The following is a 14,505-nucleotide window of genomic DNA, read 5'->3' as shown; positions in this document are numbered from 1 at the left end:
GTATCCTCCTTATGGCTGTTGGTTGACCCCTGTGTAGACTTTGACGGTCTCCACGATCTCAAAATTGAGTTCAGGCCAGGCAATAGCGTCAAGGAACCCGGGGTAGGAAACAGATTTGAAAATCCATATCCCGTTCGGCAGTACCCGGTGACCATGAATGGTGCGAGCGCCGAAGGTGGGTCCGTTTTTTGTGAAATCCTCTATCCATGTACTAGCCATGGGTGGAACCTCCAATTGTTGGGTTTAAGCACTCTTCGATCTGCAGTAACGCGTCCGGGCCGAACAGTTCGTCCAGGTTGCCTCTCTTTTTCAAGAGTTGAATTACTGCAGGGATGTGCTGGGCCATGTAGACGACTCCCTTTTCCAGGCGTTCGCGCTGGTGGAGCTGCTTCATGGTGGGTGACATTTCAACTTTGGTTTCCTTCAGGAAGTCAAAACCGCTCTGGGTCCTGATGTCTTCGAGTTTTCCGCCGGCCTTGAAATAGTCGTCTGGGTCCTGACCTTCGGGGAGGATGTACGTTGTTGCCGACATTTCTTCCCGAACAGATAATACGATGCCTTTCTGCAGAGCTTTAACACCAGCGGCATCCCCATCGAACATCAGGTTCAGCTTCCGGCAGTAGCGCTTCAGGAAGGCAGCATGGTCCTTGGTAAAAGCCGTTCCACAAGTGGCGACGACGTTCCTAATACCAGCTCCGTACATCTGGATGAAGTCGAGGTATCCTTCAACGACAATTGCTTCACCCGTTTTTTTGATGGTTTCAAGAGTGAGGTCGAGCCCGTAGAGTGTCGCCGACTTCTTGTACAGAGGCGTCTCCGGGGTGTTGACGTATTTCATCTTGCCATCTTTGTCCATTGTCCTGCCCGCGAATCCGATGGTTTGACCCATGGGGTTGCGGATCGGGAACATGATGCGGTTCCAGAAGTAGTCTTTGTAGACCTTCCTGTCGCCTTTGAGTTCCGATCGTACCAGGCCGGCAAGTTCCGCGATCTCCATTGGGATCTTTTCCTTGGCCAGAAAATCAACCAGGGCGTGACCGTTTGAAGGTGCGTAACCGATGCTGAACTGCTTGATCAATTCTGCTGATAAGCGGGATTCAACATAAGCCTTTGGACCGTTGGCACTGGCGGTGAGTTGTCCAGCGAAATAGGTGGTCGCTTTGGCCATTGCATTGAGCATTGCCTTGCGTTCCTTCTCCTCTTTCGACTCGCCGGTAGGAATTGATATCCCTCCATGTCTGGCAAGGTATTCCAGGGCGGCAGGGAACGACAGGTTCTCGTGTTTCATGATGAACTTTGTCGTATCTCCACCTTCCTGACATTGACCGAAACAACGCCATCCCTTTTCAGAGTTGACATTGAAGGACGGTGTTTTCTCGCCATGGAAGGGGCAGCAAGCGCCGAAGTTGCTTCCGGACTTCTTGTGCAGTGTGATGAACCCCCCGATGATCTGCACAATGTTGGCATTGGCATAGTCGAGGATCTGCTGTTTGATGTCGTCGGGTATCCTAGACATTTTCGGCCTCCTCTACGGGGATTGGTTGGTTTTCGTCGCTGACAGGATTGATGTGGCCGATCATAGACAGCGCGATTGCGGTGATGCAGCTGGGCCGGATAACTTCAACCATTGTCTGGCCGAGGATGTTACCTGCGTCCGCATCTGCTTTTGTGAGCTTTGCCTTTCCGGATGCCTTGGGACAGGTGATTCCGTTCAGGGCATTGGCGATGGCCTGGGGCTCTACTCCATACCGCAGGGCAACCGAAATTGCGTTCTGCAGTCCTGTTGCTATTGCTGATGCACAGGTGGATGGTTTGCCGAAGGTTACCAATACGTCGTTCAGTTCACCTGGTTTGCCAAAACAGGTTGTTTGCACATCTCCACAACCGGTGTTCCAGTTGTAGGTGCGGGTCAGAGCCAGGGCAGGTTTTTTCGCGGGCTTGACTTCCTGCTCACGATTTTCCAGGTAGGCACCGAGGGCGCTTACACAGGAGTTTTGACTGCCACAACCAATACCGCAAAGTGCGAGGAAAAAGGCATGTTCCGGGACTCCGTACGACAAAGCGATCGAGATGACCTTTGTGAGGGCATCCATGATAGCTGCAGCGCAGGAACCGGCGGAACCAATCTTGGAGAAAACTTCTTTTACTGCATTGGATTCTTTGTTCAGGATGAGGAAACAGGAATCGGTGCAGTGCACTTCTTCCTTGACCGTTTCACCCTGCAGCGTGCGTGGACGCTGATATTGTGCGTGTGACATGATTTCCTCCGATAATGTTTGTACTGAGGGAGCAGACACCATTATCCCTTGTGGGATTGTGATGTTGCTCCCACAGGAATGTGATGCGACTGCCTAAAACAAGCACAGCTGCATCGTTTCGGTGCTGCTGGCCAGGTCATCAGCAGACAGGACGTCGGTCACGTAATGCACCTTCTTGCCTATCTTGACAACACGGGTGACCGTGAAGCTGACAACCTTAACTTCTCCACTTTCTGAAACGGTGACAAGCTCCTTTGTTTCGGTCTCAACAGTCATCTCCGTAGATTCAACTGTCTCAACGTCTTCAACGAAACCACCGTTTTTGGCAAAGGTTCGTGCGTCAACAGCGTACTTCAGTTCCGTTGACTGCCTTTTGCCGAGTTTGGTGAGGGCGAGGAGATCATCCTGTCCTGCGATAACTGCCTTGACCATCTCTCTCAGAACTGAGTCCTGGGAGTAGCTGATCTCGAACAGGGCGGAGTCGGATGCGTCGCCTTCTGCAAGGAGCGCGGAGTCCAGCTTGGATGCTATGAGAGCCATGAGCTGTTCCTGCACTGTTGCGCGGTAGCCGATGTAGTACAGTCGAACTTCCTTTGTCTGGCCGGGGCGATATGGACGGGCCATTGCCTGACGGTGAGTGTAAAGGTTGGTGATCGGCTGCGCATCTATGATGGTTGGGAACTGGATCAGGTCGAGACCTTCTTTTACCAGTTCGGGGTTGGTAATAAGCACGTCGCAGTCGGCCGTGTTCTTGATGATCCAAGCTTCACGTTTTCTGGCGGCTACTTTGGGTCGGAGGATGACTGCTTTGAGACCGTTTGCTTCGAGACGGGTCAGGAGGCGTTCGGCGCAGTCGCGTTCTCCGGTGTATGTGAGGAAGACCATCGTTTTACGTCCCTCGTCCTTGTTCTGCTGGCAGAGTTCGATAATACGGGCTTCTTTGGGAGTTACGGCAATCTCCAGGTCCTCGATCTCGATTTCGATCTCGTGGTGGGTGCCGTCGCCTTTGTCGATTTTGGCAGCGATCTTGTCAGCGCGCAGACGATCAAGCCAGGAGTTCCAAACGTGGATGGCACAGGATGTGATTCCCGAAAGAGATTTGAAATCCTTACGGGCAACCTTGGCCATTTCAGCGCGGAAGTTCTTGACGAGTTTCGTGTAGCGTTCTTCCATCTCTTCACTCATTTCCACCAGTTCGAGATACTCGTTCATGGGGGGGAGTTGGAGGGAAAGGTCGGACATGTCCAGGAAGACAGTCTTGCTGACGAGGAAGTCGGTGTAGACCTCTGAGCAAATTCCGGGGAGCTTGCGAGGGGTCCGTGCTACTTTGCCATCGTTGCGGATCAGTTCCTTGACTTCACGGGATCCGTATGCTGCTTCGAATCGTCCGACGTCAGAATAACTGTAACCGCGGGCCTTGAGTTCACGATAGCTGATGCTCCACAACAGGTAAAACAGGTCGCGGGCATAACCACCGGTGAGGGTACCGGTCAGGAAGACAACCTTCTGGGCCATTGTTGCAAGCCAGCGGGTCGTTTCGCCGTGAATACCATCGTTCTTGGCGCGATGTGCTTCGTCTACCATCAGAAGGTGGACTAACTTTGAGTCTCTCCACTTCTTTTTGGCGTAGTAGGCAAGCGATACGCAGTGAGACATGGCGTGGGGCTTGCTGACCAGGTCATCATCTTCTTCCTCTATGGATTCGATGACAACGGCGGGGCGGTTATTGGCGAGTTTGCCTGTTACAAGTGACGATTCCATGAACCGTGACCTGGGGGCCTCGTTATTCCGCACGTTTGTGTAGAAGATTTCGCCGCATGTTCTGGGCTTGTCCTCTGCGGGTGGGGTTGATCTCCAGTCGTGATGCGGATTCGTTGGGTCCCAGTTGCTGAAACGAGGGGCTGTGCAACGGATCCAGCGTTTGTTCTGGAGTTCTGCAATGGTGAGGTAGCGGTACTGGCCTTCTCTCATTTTGATCTTGAAGAAGCTACCGCATTTCGGACAGCGGGCGAGGTGTGCTTCGTCGCTGTTCCTGCATGAAGCTCCGCCGGCATCGATAACTCTCTTGGAGACGAATTTCTCGATTTCCTCGTGTCTGACTACGCCACCGGTGCCAACAACACGTTCCGTGTGATAGTGCCTACGGACGGTTGTATCAGCGATTAACCAGAAGCAGAGGCCAGTATGTTTCCCTGACTCCATTTCCTGGAATTTGCTGATCGCGTCGGAACCTGAGCAGTTGAAGACCTTGGAGCCGAAAGGAACTTCGATTTTCATCGTTGCGCCGTTCTCCAGTGGAATTTCAACGAAACCCTGGGATACAGAGATCGTGATTTCCCGCGCCCATTTTTCAATGAGTGTCGGAGGTGCTTCTACGATGACGTTGGTGGTTGTGCGGCCGGAGACGATGTGTTCCCGGACGGCGATTGCGATGCCCATAAGAGTCTTGCCAACACCCATTGCACCATTCAACAGAGATGTGCGGGAGCGGTCAAGAACCTTGCCGATTCCTTCAATTGCATCAGTCTGAGCCTCGAAAGGAGTTCTGATGAGAGGGAGGGGGACGGTGGAGTCGCCTGGTGTATGCAGAGTAATCGAGCGATCGAGGATGTCTGCAACGAGTCTGGGGCCGTACTTTGTGAGGAAGTCGACCATATTCATAGCTATTTTTTTCAAGGCAGTTCTCCTTTTAGTTGTTGGGTAGGACGCACTATTCCCCCATGTGGGAATGTGTGTGCGTCGAAACGAACGATTCCTACATGGCGGCCTATGTGCTCCTCAACTGCGGGAGACTATTGAAATGAGTGCAGCGCTACATTCTCCAGATCCTTCAACTCTTTGCATTCCACGAATGGTATGCCGGCGAGTTCAGCGCAGTGACGGAACATCGCGATAAACACAATGTTGACACCTTCCTGTACAAACCGCTGGAGTTGTTTGGCTGCAAGTGATTCGGATCCGCAGAGCTCGAAGTCAGTGATGTAAATAAACATGTCACCGGGCCTCAGTAATTCCTCTACTTTTCCGTCTGAACCAGTGCATGAGTTTCCTCCGCCTGGCCTATCCTGGTTGTTAAACAGTTCCCTCGCGACTTTTTTATAATCGGTTGACCACCCTTCTTTCGAAGTGTAGCTGCGATCCGCGAACAAGCTTCCAAGAATCGGTACCCTTCTCCTTTTGGCCTCGTGAAACATGGCATAAATGGACATAAGGCACAGATCAAGGTTGCTGTAACTGTTGCGGATAGGGGATCTGCTTCGTAGTGATCCGGAGACATCGCAGGAGACGGCGACTCGTGGGAATCGTCCTTCAACTGGCATTCCGGGGCCGGGTACGATGTAATCCTGTACCGATGTGACACCCGGGATGAAAATACCTCCACCTAATAGTGTTGATTCAACATTGAGGTCTCTCAGTGGCATACCGGGGGCCCAAGGGACTGATCCGGCGGGGAAAGCGGTGCCTTCTCCTACTCCACAAAGAGGTGTCTGCAGTCTGACCCTTTCTTCTGCGGCACTCCATAACATCTCGAATGCGGCATCATCTTCCGATAGTTTGAGAGCGGCTATTGCTGCGTCGCGATCATCCTTGTCGGAAAGGTCAGTTGCCTTGATTTTTGCTTCGGTCGGGTCGTCAGACTGGTCTTCCACGGTGGTTGCTTCGGTCAGGCCCATCTCCTCAATAGCTTCCTTGATTCGTTCGGCCAGTTCCTGCAGTTCCTCCTCGGTCAACTTTCCTGATTTTCCTTTCTTCGGCTTGGATTTGGAGGCCCCTTTCTGCTTGCCCTTTTTCGATTTGCCATTGCTGGGTTCACCGTCTTGGGGTTCGCCTTCAGATTCTCCATCTCCTTCTTGTCCCTCGCCATCACCATCTCCATCGTCCTCATCTTGATCTGGTTGACTGGTGTACAGTTCAACCAGGATGCGGCAGATGTCGAGGACGCGTTTGCGGGGGTCTTCAGCAGTTGCAGGGTCACGCACGATCTTGACGATCTTTCTGCATGCGACTCTTACTATTTCTTCAATGTCATGTCCCGAGAAGCGGTCATTCATCATCTCTTCGCGAAAGGCGATGAGCGACTGGCCGACATAACTGGTTGGCGTGGACGAATCAATCTGGTCAAACGCCTTGAGTACCGGGACGGGGGTGTAGTCGACACGGTCGTGAGACAAAATGTCGATAATCATGTCATAGCAGATATTCAGGAGATCCCAAACGCTGAGCATATTCTTGTCTCCGAGGAGCTTTGAAACGGCTTTGGCGTCATCGAGCTTGTTCCTGAACGTGCCGGGTGCGGAGTAAGGCAGATACGGATGGCCGAACTCATGCTTGGTCGCCTGGAGAAACAGTTCTTCCGGATCCTCACTGGCTTCGATCATGTCACTGTTGTACAGAACATTACCTTGGCCTACTGCAGCGATGGTCGGCATACCTACTTCCTTGATGAAGGCGAGTGCGTTGAGGATGGTGCAGCGGAGCGTTGGCAAGCCAAAGTTCCACAGTTCATCCGAAAAAATCTGAGCGAGTGACATACGTCTCTCCTTTAGAATAGTTTGCCCTGGTCAGCTGTGAATCCAGTGACTAAGGGTTTGGTAGGGGCGGCGGGAGTTGCTGGGGCGCTGACAATGTCGGCCTTGGTCAGTTCCTTGCGGATCGGGCCATAGGGGTCGAGTAGTTCAACGTCCTGTCCTGCCATCTTGGTGCGGAATATGTCGGCTTCTTCAGGCGATATGAATTCAACGCTGAATATGCCGCCAGTTTCGCAGGTTATACGGGTGCCTTCCATTGAGTTGAGTGCGAGGCCATCTTCCATGAGTCCATTCCAGTTCTCGTCATCAGGGATGAACGGTTCACCTTCTGGGGAACAGAGCATTTCGCGAATGAAAGGGTCGTCCATTTCGCCTTTTACTTTGAAGGAGACGTTTTGGCGGAGAGAAATCATCTGCTCGACCAGTTTGGCGTCGGCAGCATCGAGGTTCTCCTTGGCGGATTTGAGTTCACCTGAAGTCATGGTGCCCAGCTTGATGCGGATTGCTTTGCCGGCTGCCTTGATGTCCGCTTCAAAGTCGTCGATTATCTCGTTGACCAGCGGATTCTTCTGTGCACGAATTTCTTCGAGCCGTTTTTTGGTGACTTTTGCGGGGTTCTTGGCAATTTCAATGCACATAGCAGCTGCTCCGTACATTTTGTTGACGAACTCCTTGGTGTGGGTTTCGCGGTTGACTACCTGGGTGTTGGGGAAGAATAACCGATGTTCCGAAACAGCAGGCATAGCGGCGAGGATGTCTTTTTCGGTGACTGTGGTGCGGCCGTCGATGTAGCAGAGGGCCTGGGCAAGTCCTATGCAGGAGTCAATCACGCGTGAATCGAGCGGAGTTGACTGACTGCAAACCATACTCCCTTTAGCGTGATCACAGTTGCCGCACGCGGAGGGGAAAGAACCTGATTCAATCACCTGGTTCTTGTCTGCACCTATCCCACCCTTTTCGCAGTAAGACGTTGAACGAACCATTGCTGCCAGTGCTATTTCAGCAGACAGGTCAAGTTCGATGGTCTTAACTTCGTCCCAGATGGAGTGAAGGTCAGCAGGAGTGTAGTTGCGAGGCATGGGATTGTGATTTACACCCTGCCTTCTGATGATTTTGCGATTGCCTGATACCGAGGGAGCAGGAAGCGAGAGCTTCATGTCGATCCTGGAATAAGCAAACGGTGGCAGGTCGATGTTTGCCGGGTCTCGTGGTGACGGTGGATTCATTGTGAAGAGGAAAACACCGCGGCGGGGGAGTCTCATTGTAACGCCTTCGATGGTCACTTCCTGCTCTGCTAATACCTGTGCAAGATCTGCCCAAACGTAGGGGTTAAAACGGCCAGCCTCATCTATGAATCTGATGGGGAACGACAAGAACTTTCTGAAAACGACTTGGCGAAGGCCTTGGGTCATTTTCGCAACGTCGAGGCCGCCTAAAAAGGATGCGCTCTGTGTCCCGATTGTGCCCTGTACCCTGTATCCGTTGCCGCCTTCTACGAGATTACCTTCATTGTCAGCAGAGAGGTCGCAGGCGGCGTTTCCGAAGAATTCCGCAATGGCCTTGCTGATGGTCGATTTGCCAGTGCCGGTTCCGCCTTTGAGCAGGATGTAAAGCTCGGCGATGATTCCGGCAACCATGAATTTGAGGGTGCTAGCGTCAGAGAACTGGAACCGTGTTGAAAGTTCCTGGATGAGTTCCTGCGCGATGTGGTTTTTGGTTTTCACGTCTTACCCCTTTCTGTCGTTGACAGGTTATCGGGAGCAGAGGACGCAAATCTCCCATAGGGATTTTTGGTCTTGCTCCCTACGGTTGATCGATATGTCTGGTCAGTGGTTAGGCTGCCAGGAGAGGGATGTCGGCTTCAGCGGGTACTTCAGCGTCGGGCTCAACATCGGTTTTTGATGTGGTGGGTATGACGTTGGGCAGAATGTCGCAGTAAACAAGAGCAGAGAGAAGGATCTGAATGGCATCCTTGTTCAACTGCAGCTTGTAACCGTGCATCCTGTGACCAATCAGTTCATCTACCCAGGGTTGCATGTCCAGCAGGAGAGCAAACTCGGCATCAGAGATGTCGTGTTCCTTTCTCCATTTGTTGATGTCAACGCCTGTGAGTCTTGCAGATCCAGAGGCGGTAAAGCGTTTCCACAGCTCGTCTTCCCATTCTGGTTGAACGGGTGCGGAGAGTTTGTTGAGTACATTCCAGAACTGGTCACGAGCCTGGGCAAGTGATTCGCCGATCAGGTAACCTTCTGTGCTGTCTCCGTTGAGGTTTTCGGCCTTGATCTTCGGGTTGATTGCTACGGTCCGACGATACAAGGATCCAGTGACAAATTTTTGAACGTCGCTGACAGTCCCGAAACTTTCCAGATGATAAATCGCTTTCTGGAGGAGATCAGGGGTGCCGGCCGAGAGGGTAAGAACGTGTCGATACCCGGTTTCGGTTGTTCCTGACATTCCGGTAACAGTGATGTCCATACGCGGCAGTTCCTTTTCCTTGGTGATGAGAACCAGGGAAGCGGAGTGTGTCGCAACGTGTTCAGATTCAGTTTCCAGTTTGGCATCCTTGCGGGGGCCTACACAGAAGAACTGATGCTTCCTGAAAGGTTTTGAACTCGACTGCTCTCCGTGGTTGGAGGGAGTCTGCAGGTATACGTCGATCGTGGATTGTGCTCTCAAAACCGACTCTATTGAGTGTTTCTGGCCAATAAGGGATATCGCCAACAGATCGTACGTCTTGTCGATCGTGTCGGGGTTGAAATCCGCTTTGGTCAGTTTTGCGATCTCACACTGCTTATACCAGGATGGATCGATTTCGAGCAGGTAGCCATCGCACAGGACATTTCCCCATGAGGTAAGTCTGGTTTTGTACGATGTGCATATTTCCTTCACCTTGCCGATGTTGAATTTGGGGGCCATTGGCTCCTCCTTGATTTTAGTGTGGGTCTAAGCGGCTTCGACTTCGATGATGGCGCCTTTGTCGGGACCGTCGAGTAGAATGCCAACCTGTTTAACCCGTTTTTTTGTTGTTGTGAAAGTTACCACGCCATCGTCTGTCTCTGAGAAGCATGATGTTTCGACAGTTTCGACGGTTCCCTTTGTTGCCAACCAGTAATTGTCAGGTCCCTGAACGACTCCGCGAAGATGCTGCGTGAGTTTGGTCAGGTTCGTGATTTTCGGCGGAACGGGAAGGATCAGCTCGTCCTGTTCAGTTTTCTTCTGGAGAAGGCCACTGTGGAGGCGCAGAGGTGATTCGTGAGTAAATTGCGACATGTACTGGTACTCCGCTTCTTTCGTCATGATTACAGGCGAAAGGTTGGTGGCCAGCTCGGTGTTGCGTGCTTCTTCCTGGATGTTACGCTCGACGTGTGATTTCTCACCTTTGAAACGTATCTTGTATTCCAGGTCGGCACATACTTCGCGCATCTTGGGGATGGAAGAACCCTTGAGGACAACTCGATAACCAAAAGAGGTACCGATCGCCATTTTGCATTCCAGGATTCCTTCGACCTTTTGACGCACAGAATAGGTATCTATTCCGTAACTATGCTCGGAGGGAGACAGCATGCCTTCGACTTCTTCCATCTCAAGGAGGTGGTCGTCATCGAAATGCCTGGTCTCATCAATGATAGTCACTGATTCCGGAGGATATACGGTGTGGTATGGGATGGCCGACACAGTCTGTTTGAGGCTGTGGCTGCTCTTGTCTGGTGTCAGGGCATTAAACAGGATGTCTGCAAAAGCATCATCGCGTGAGCGTTTTGCTTTCTTGACGCCGACGAGGGTTACTGTTTCGCCGCTGCCATAAATGCCGATACTGTTGTTGTGTGAAAAAATCTGAACCGATTCAAAACGACTGACGATAACCCGGGTCAAATTCTTCAATTGGTAGTAATGGCCAGACAGGATCATGATTCCGCCGACATGAAGTTTGTCTTCGGCCCAGTCGAAATTTTCCCTGAAATAGCAGCTTCTGTTAGACCAGTTCTCTGCGGCATAACACACGATGTCGAAACACTGTGGGGAGCCGTCAGAGTTGTGAACCATACTGATCTTGGAGGGGAAATCGTTTGAGTAGCTTCCCCGTGTCGAGTTGATGTCATCTTTGTCTTCCGCGTCCGGGCCTGGTGTAAAGTGGTCGAACTGGGAGATGTTCCTACTAAATCCGTACGTCTCGAAATACTTATCTTGACGGGAGTCGGTTGAGTAGGTGAAGAGACTTTCTGCAAATGTGTCCTGCTGTTTACCAATCACCAACATCTTGGGGCGATTTACCGGGCCGGAGACGATTTCGGAGGCCAGGAACACAGGGACGTTAGCAGGTTGATAGTAGGTCTGTTTGACATTGTTCAGGTTTGTCTGAAGGAATGCCTTGGCGCCGAGTGCAATTGCCGTTTCCATGTCCTTTTCGTTCTTCACCTCGATATATGTTGCTACCGAGTCGTAGTAACGGGCAGGGGCCAGGAAAAAGTTGATTGCGCGGGACAAAATTGTGATGTGAACGTCGGCAATGCGAGCGATCACTGGATAGGGTATTTTTGTACGAAGTCTGAAGCTCATTTCGTATCCTTTCTGTAGACGGTGAGTATTTGAGGCTCACGGGTCGTATGGTTGAGAGCGCCGATAATTGTGTATCCACCAAAGCTGAATTTCTGAGGCTTTATGGTGAATAGGGCGGAGCATCTGGTTGCGTAGCTGATCAGTTCGGGATCCATGGGGATGCCTCGCTGAACTGCCCGATTAAATGCGTGGAGGCTGAGAGTTGGCTGATTCGGTGCTTGTGCCATAAATACCTCCTTCTATTATTGTGATTGACTTCGTTGGAACCGAAGGTTCTTTGACGGTGGCTGCCATGACGAAAAAACCGAACATGACTGAGAAGATGATGACCAGCGTAACGAAGTAGACAACGATCCTGATGATCGGGTCCAGAATGACGAACAGCGATACCAGGGCGTTGATGAATCGTGCTGAAGGTGTCTGCATTCCTTTAAGGTCGATGTTGAGAAGACCGGGAGCAGGCAGCACAGCGTAATTGAGTTTTTTCATTGGGTATTCCTCCGATTTTAGATAAAACACTCCCCCCGTGTGCGAGAGTGTTTGAAACAAAAAACAACTCCCGGCGTGAGGGCGGGTTCAACCTATGTGGAGGAAGAGACTAGAAAGGACAGTCGTCATTAACCCAGCGAAGCCAGATTTCACGACAGACACCCTTTGCAAAGTCGTTCATGGATGAAGCAAGTTCAGTGGCCCGTTTCAACTGCTGGCTGCTGACTGCTTCCGTGAAGGTCTCAATGATAAAAAGTTGTGACATGGCCATCTCCTTTCGTACTGAAAGTTATGAGACAGCGCATTCCCCGGAGGAGAGTGTGTTGTCTCCGTCAGGGGCAGGTAGAAGAAGGACTTTTGCTGCTTTTGTCGCTTTCTCCTTCTTGGCTTTAGGTTCCTTTTTTACGGGTTCCTTTTTGTCGCCTCGGATATCAAGCTTGGTGTAGCCGGCTTTTGATTTGAGGCAGGTTTCGAGAGAGGTTTCCAGTTCACCGATCGTCTTCTTGAGGCCGTTGTAAATATCAACAGCGCCTGAGAATGCGAAGATGTCGTCACCTATTGAGTCGGTCAGTTTCGATGCCACGGCTTCAAGTTCTACTTTCGCGGACTTGATGGCGTCGGCAAGGGCTGGGCCGTCGTAGGATGATGTCGGCAGATAGCTTTTCATGTTGACCAGCAATCCACAGACCTGGACCTTTGTGTCGGCCTTGAAGAATTCCTTGAGTTCATCAACGAGGATGTCCTTTTGGGTATCAAGAGCCTTCATTTCTTTAGTCAGGTAGTCGCAATGGATCACCTTGAATGCTATTTCTTCCGGCAGTTCAAGACAGGGGAATGCGGTGCATTCGTCTCGGTAATTGCAGAATGAGCAACTGATTCCTGGGATTGCCTTTGCTTGAAAACGACCAGCGAGACAATTCAGCAGGTAAGAGCCGCGGTTCTCAAGATCGAGGTAGCGACTGTTGTTGTGGAAGTAAGGGCCCTTGACTTCGATATCGCCGCTTGCTGTATCTATGACGATGCAGAAGTTGACGGCCTTGATTCCTGCAGAATGCGCGATACCCAGCTGTGAATGGATCTGGTCTTCGCTCACTGCCTGGGTGGTTGATTTGACCTCCATGAACACGACGTGGCAGGCTTCGATCTCGGGGGTGATGTTTTCCTTACCGACAATCTTGGCCAACTCAGCGGGAGTAGTCTGGAAGTCAATGTGAGCTTTGAGAGCCAATGCAGGGTGGGTGTATTCAATCTCGCGAATGAATTCCACGTCGCTGGCTTTCAGGAACTGGTTTGCGGCGGCTTTCAGGGCATCTTCGAGCTTGTCTTCCATGGCGTGACCTTTGACAAACCGTAATGCTGATTTGTAGTCAGGGGCGACCGGGAGAAGCTTGTTCTTGATGATCTGCTGCGGACACTGGGTAAAAGACATCTCAGAGGCTCCAACATAGGTACTGCGGTCGCCGAGGTGGGATGTGTCAGTGTTGAGTGCGATAAAGCCGATGCGGATGAAGTTGGTGAGTTTTTCGATGAGTTTCATAGCTATTGTCTCCGATCGTATTGAGTTGATGAGGGGAGACGACACTATGATCCCGTAGGGAGTAGTGTTCATCTCCCCGGGTTATGGGTAGGTGGCCTGCGATGTGTTAGAACAAAGCGTTGGCCATGTTGGTTACCAGGTCGAACAGTGAAAGCTGGGCTTCGGCGGCTGGGGTGAAGACCTTCGGGAGTTCTTTAACAGGCGGTGCAACTGCCGGTTTCGGTTTCCTGGGGGTTCTGACCTTTGCAGCTTTGGGCACAATTTTCGGATCGGGCAAAGCAACATCGGAAATTTCAGCGGCTTCAGAGACGTCGAACTGATCACCGATAAACTGGTTGATCTCGTTGACGCGGTTAAGAAGGCGGCCAGTGATTACGACGGTGTCACATGCTTCGCAAATCCCGTAGTTGTCCCAGGGTTTGACCGAGGGAGGGACGAGGGAAGCAGGCATCGTGTAGGTTTTTTTACAGCAAAGACATACCAAGGGTTTGTCGGTGCTCATTTTTCTTCTCCTTTTGGCTCGCATACTGTGATTGAGCTCAATGAGTGATTTGGTTTAGCCCAGTGATACCCATGCAAGCAGAATTGCGCTGGCGATGGAGATAACAACGAGTCCAGCACTGCGGAGCCCTTTTGCTGAAACCTGGTCCATGAAGGAACGGGTTTTCTGGGGGCCAAAGCAGGGAATGTCGACACCTTTACAACGTACAGTGTGAGTCGGCTTCCGGTGGAAAGGGCCATTAGATGTTGTGTTTTTCACGGTATTTTCTCCTTTTGAGTCGTGAATGGTTAGTGTGAGTAGGTCTTAGCCGATGTTCGAGTACATGGCTGCGATAACAACGGAAGTGGCCAGCAGAGCGAAAGCAGAAGCAGTTTTCAGATTCAGGCCAGAAAGTGCGTTCAGAGCTTTTTCAATGATGGATGTTTTCTGTGCTGCAACGTTGTACAGAGGAACACGGTTACCTTTGATGGTGATGTGACCTACGATTGTTGTGGATTTCATGGCTTGTCTCCTTGTAGTGGTTGCTGAGACAAGACTATCCGCAAGGGATGAGTGTTTGTCCCAGCGGATTGGTGCGTCTCCAGTTTGCTTCGAGTGACCGGATGACGTTGCGGATGGGTCTGATCTGCGGTG

Annotated in this window: 13 protein-coding genes; all 13 read right to left on the bottom strand. The window is 51.4% G+C overall.

Annotation, left to right across the window (positions count from 1 at the left end; all coding sequences use genetic code 11):
• Nucleotides 1–9: 9 nt before the first annotated feature.
• Nucleotides 10–219 carry a hypothetical protein gene (locus ACOCF6_RS01680; RefSeq protein WP_482458648.1) on the bottom strand — a complete coding sequence of 70 codons (210 nt, stop codon included), beginning with the start codon at nt 217–219 and terminating at the stop codon, nt 10–12.
• Nucleotides 212–1,516: a DNA primase gene (gene dnaG, locus ACOCF6_RS01675; RefSeq protein WP_482458647.1), complete on the bottom strand. Its 1,305-nt coding sequence runs from the start codon at nt 1,514–1,516 to the stop codon at nt 212–214. Before dnaG ends, ACOCF6_RS01680 begins: the two co-directional genes overlap by 8 nt.
• Nucleotides 1,509–2,258 (bottom strand): TSCPD domain-containing protein, encoded by a 750-nt coding sequence (locus tag ACOCF6_RS01670; protein ID WP_482458646.1) that lies wholly within the window; start codon nt 2,256–2,258, stop codon nt 1,509–1,511. Before ACOCF6_RS01670 ends, dnaG begins: the two co-directional genes overlap by 8 nt.
• A 93-nt stretch (nt 2,259–2,351) precedes the next feature.
• On the bottom strand, nt 2,352–4,934 hold the full coding sequence (locus ACOCF6_RS01665; RefSeq protein WP_482458645.1) for a helicase-related protein: 2,583 nt from the start codon (nt 4,932–4,934) through the stop codon (nt 2,352–2,354).
• Nucleotides 4,935–5,050: 116 nt separating this feature from the next.
• The gene (locus ACOCF6_RS01660) at nt 5,051–6,790 is read right to left on the bottom strand and encodes a hypothetical protein (RefSeq protein ID WP_482458644.1); all 1,740 of its coding nucleotides are present in this window, start codon (nt 6,788–6,790) and stop codon (nt 5,051–5,053) included.
• Between the two features lie 11 nt (nt 6,791–6,801).
• Nucleotides 6,802–8,511: an AAA family ATPase gene (locus ACOCF6_RS01655; protein WP_482458643.1), complete on the bottom strand. Its 1,710-nt coding sequence runs from the start codon at nt 8,509–8,511 to the stop codon at nt 6,802–6,804.
• A 109-nt stretch (nt 8,512–8,620) separates the two neighbouring features.
• Entirely contained in the window at nt 8,621–9,703 is a 1,083-nt protein-coding gene (locus ACOCF6_RS01650; protein ID WP_482458642.1) for a hypothetical protein, read from the bottom strand.
• Between the two features lie 27 nt (nt 9,704–9,730).
• Nucleotides 9,731–11,344, bottom strand: coding sequence for a hypothetical protein (locus ACOCF6_RS01645; protein ID WP_482458641.1), 1,614 nt, complete (start codon nt 11,342–11,344; stop codon nt 9,731–9,733).
• Between the two features lie 180 nt (nt 11,345–11,524).
• The gene (locus ACOCF6_RS01640) at nt 11,525–11,833 is read right to left on the bottom strand and encodes a hypothetical protein (RefSeq protein ID WP_482458640.1); all 309 of its coding nucleotides are present in this window, start codon (nt 11,831–11,833) and stop codon (nt 11,525–11,527) included.
• Between the two features lie 109 nt (nt 11,834–11,942).
• A complete protein-coding gene (locus ACOCF6_RS01635; protein WP_482458639.1) occupies nt 11,943–12,098 on the bottom strand; it encodes a hypothetical protein in 156 nt (51 codons plus the stop codon).
• A 24-nt stretch (nt 12,099–12,122) separates the two neighbouring features.
• Nucleotides 12,123–13,370: a hypothetical protein gene (locus ACOCF6_RS01630; RefSeq protein WP_482458638.1), complete on the bottom strand. Its 1,248-nt coding sequence runs from the start codon at nt 13,368–13,370 to the stop codon at nt 12,123–12,125.
• Between the two features lie 106 nt (nt 13,371–13,476).
• Nucleotides 13,477–13,872 (bottom strand): hypothetical protein, encoded by a 396-nt coding sequence (locus ACOCF6_RS01625; RefSeq protein WP_482458637.1) that lies wholly within the window; start codon nt 13,870–13,872, stop codon nt 13,477–13,479.
• A gap of 303 nt (nt 13,873–14,175) precedes the next feature.
• Nucleotides 14,176–14,373, bottom strand: coding sequence for a hypothetical protein (locus ACOCF6_RS01620; protein ID WP_482458636.1), 198 nt, complete (start codon nt 14,371–14,373; stop codon nt 14,176–14,178).
• Between the last annotated feature and the right edge of the window lie 132 nt (nt 14,374–14,505).

The sequence above is a fragment of the Geobacter psychrophilus genome (genome assembly GCF_056821595.1).
This window is presented reverse-complemented; position numbering and strand designations above follow the sequence as displayed.

Bases quoted from the DNA above. Each gene is read 5' to 3' on its own strand.
- ACOCF6_RS01680 (WP_482458648.1), bottom strand. From the start codon at position 219: ATGGCTAGTACATGGATAGAGGATTTCACAAAAAACGGACCCACCTTC.
- ACOCF6_RS01630 (WP_482458638.1), bottom strand. From the start codon at position 13,370: ATGAAACTCATCGAAAAACTCACCAACTTCATCCGCATCGGCTTTATC.
- ACOCF6_RS01620 (WP_482458636.1), bottom strand. From the start codon at position 14,373: ATGAAATCCACAACAATCGTAGGTCACATCACCATCAAAGGTAACCGT.
- ACOCF6_RS01625 (WP_482458637.1), bottom strand. From the start codon at position 13,872: ATGAGCACCGACAAACCCTTGGTATGTCTTTGCTGTAAAAAAACCTAC.
- ACOCF6_RS01670 (WP_482458646.1), bottom strand. From the start codon at position 2,258: ATGTCACACGCACAATATCAGCGTCCACGCACGCTGCAGGGTGAAACG.
- dnaG (WP_482458647.1), bottom strand. From the start codon at position 1,516: ATGTCTAGGATACCCGACGACATCAAACAGCAGATCCTCGACTATGCC.
- ACOCF6_RS01650 (WP_482458642.1), bottom strand. From the start codon at position 9,703: ATGGCCCCCAAATTCAACATCGGCAAGGTGAAGGAAATATGCACATCG.
- ACOCF6_RS01635 (WP_482458639.1), bottom strand. From the start codon at position 12,098: ATGTCACAACTTTTTATCATTGAGACCTTCACGGAAGCAGTCAGCAGC.
- ACOCF6_RS01640 (WP_482458640.1), bottom strand. From the start codon at position 11,833: ATGAAAAAACTCAATTACGCTGTGCTGCCTGCTCCCGGTCTTCTCAAC.
- ACOCF6_RS01660 (WP_482458644.1), bottom strand. From the start codon at position 6,790: ATGTCACTCGCTCAGATTTTTTCGGATGAACTGTGGAACTTTGGCTTG.
- ACOCF6_RS01645 (WP_482458641.1), bottom strand. From the start codon at position 11,344: ATGAGCTTCAGACTTCGTACAAAAATACCCTATCCAGTGATCGCTCGC.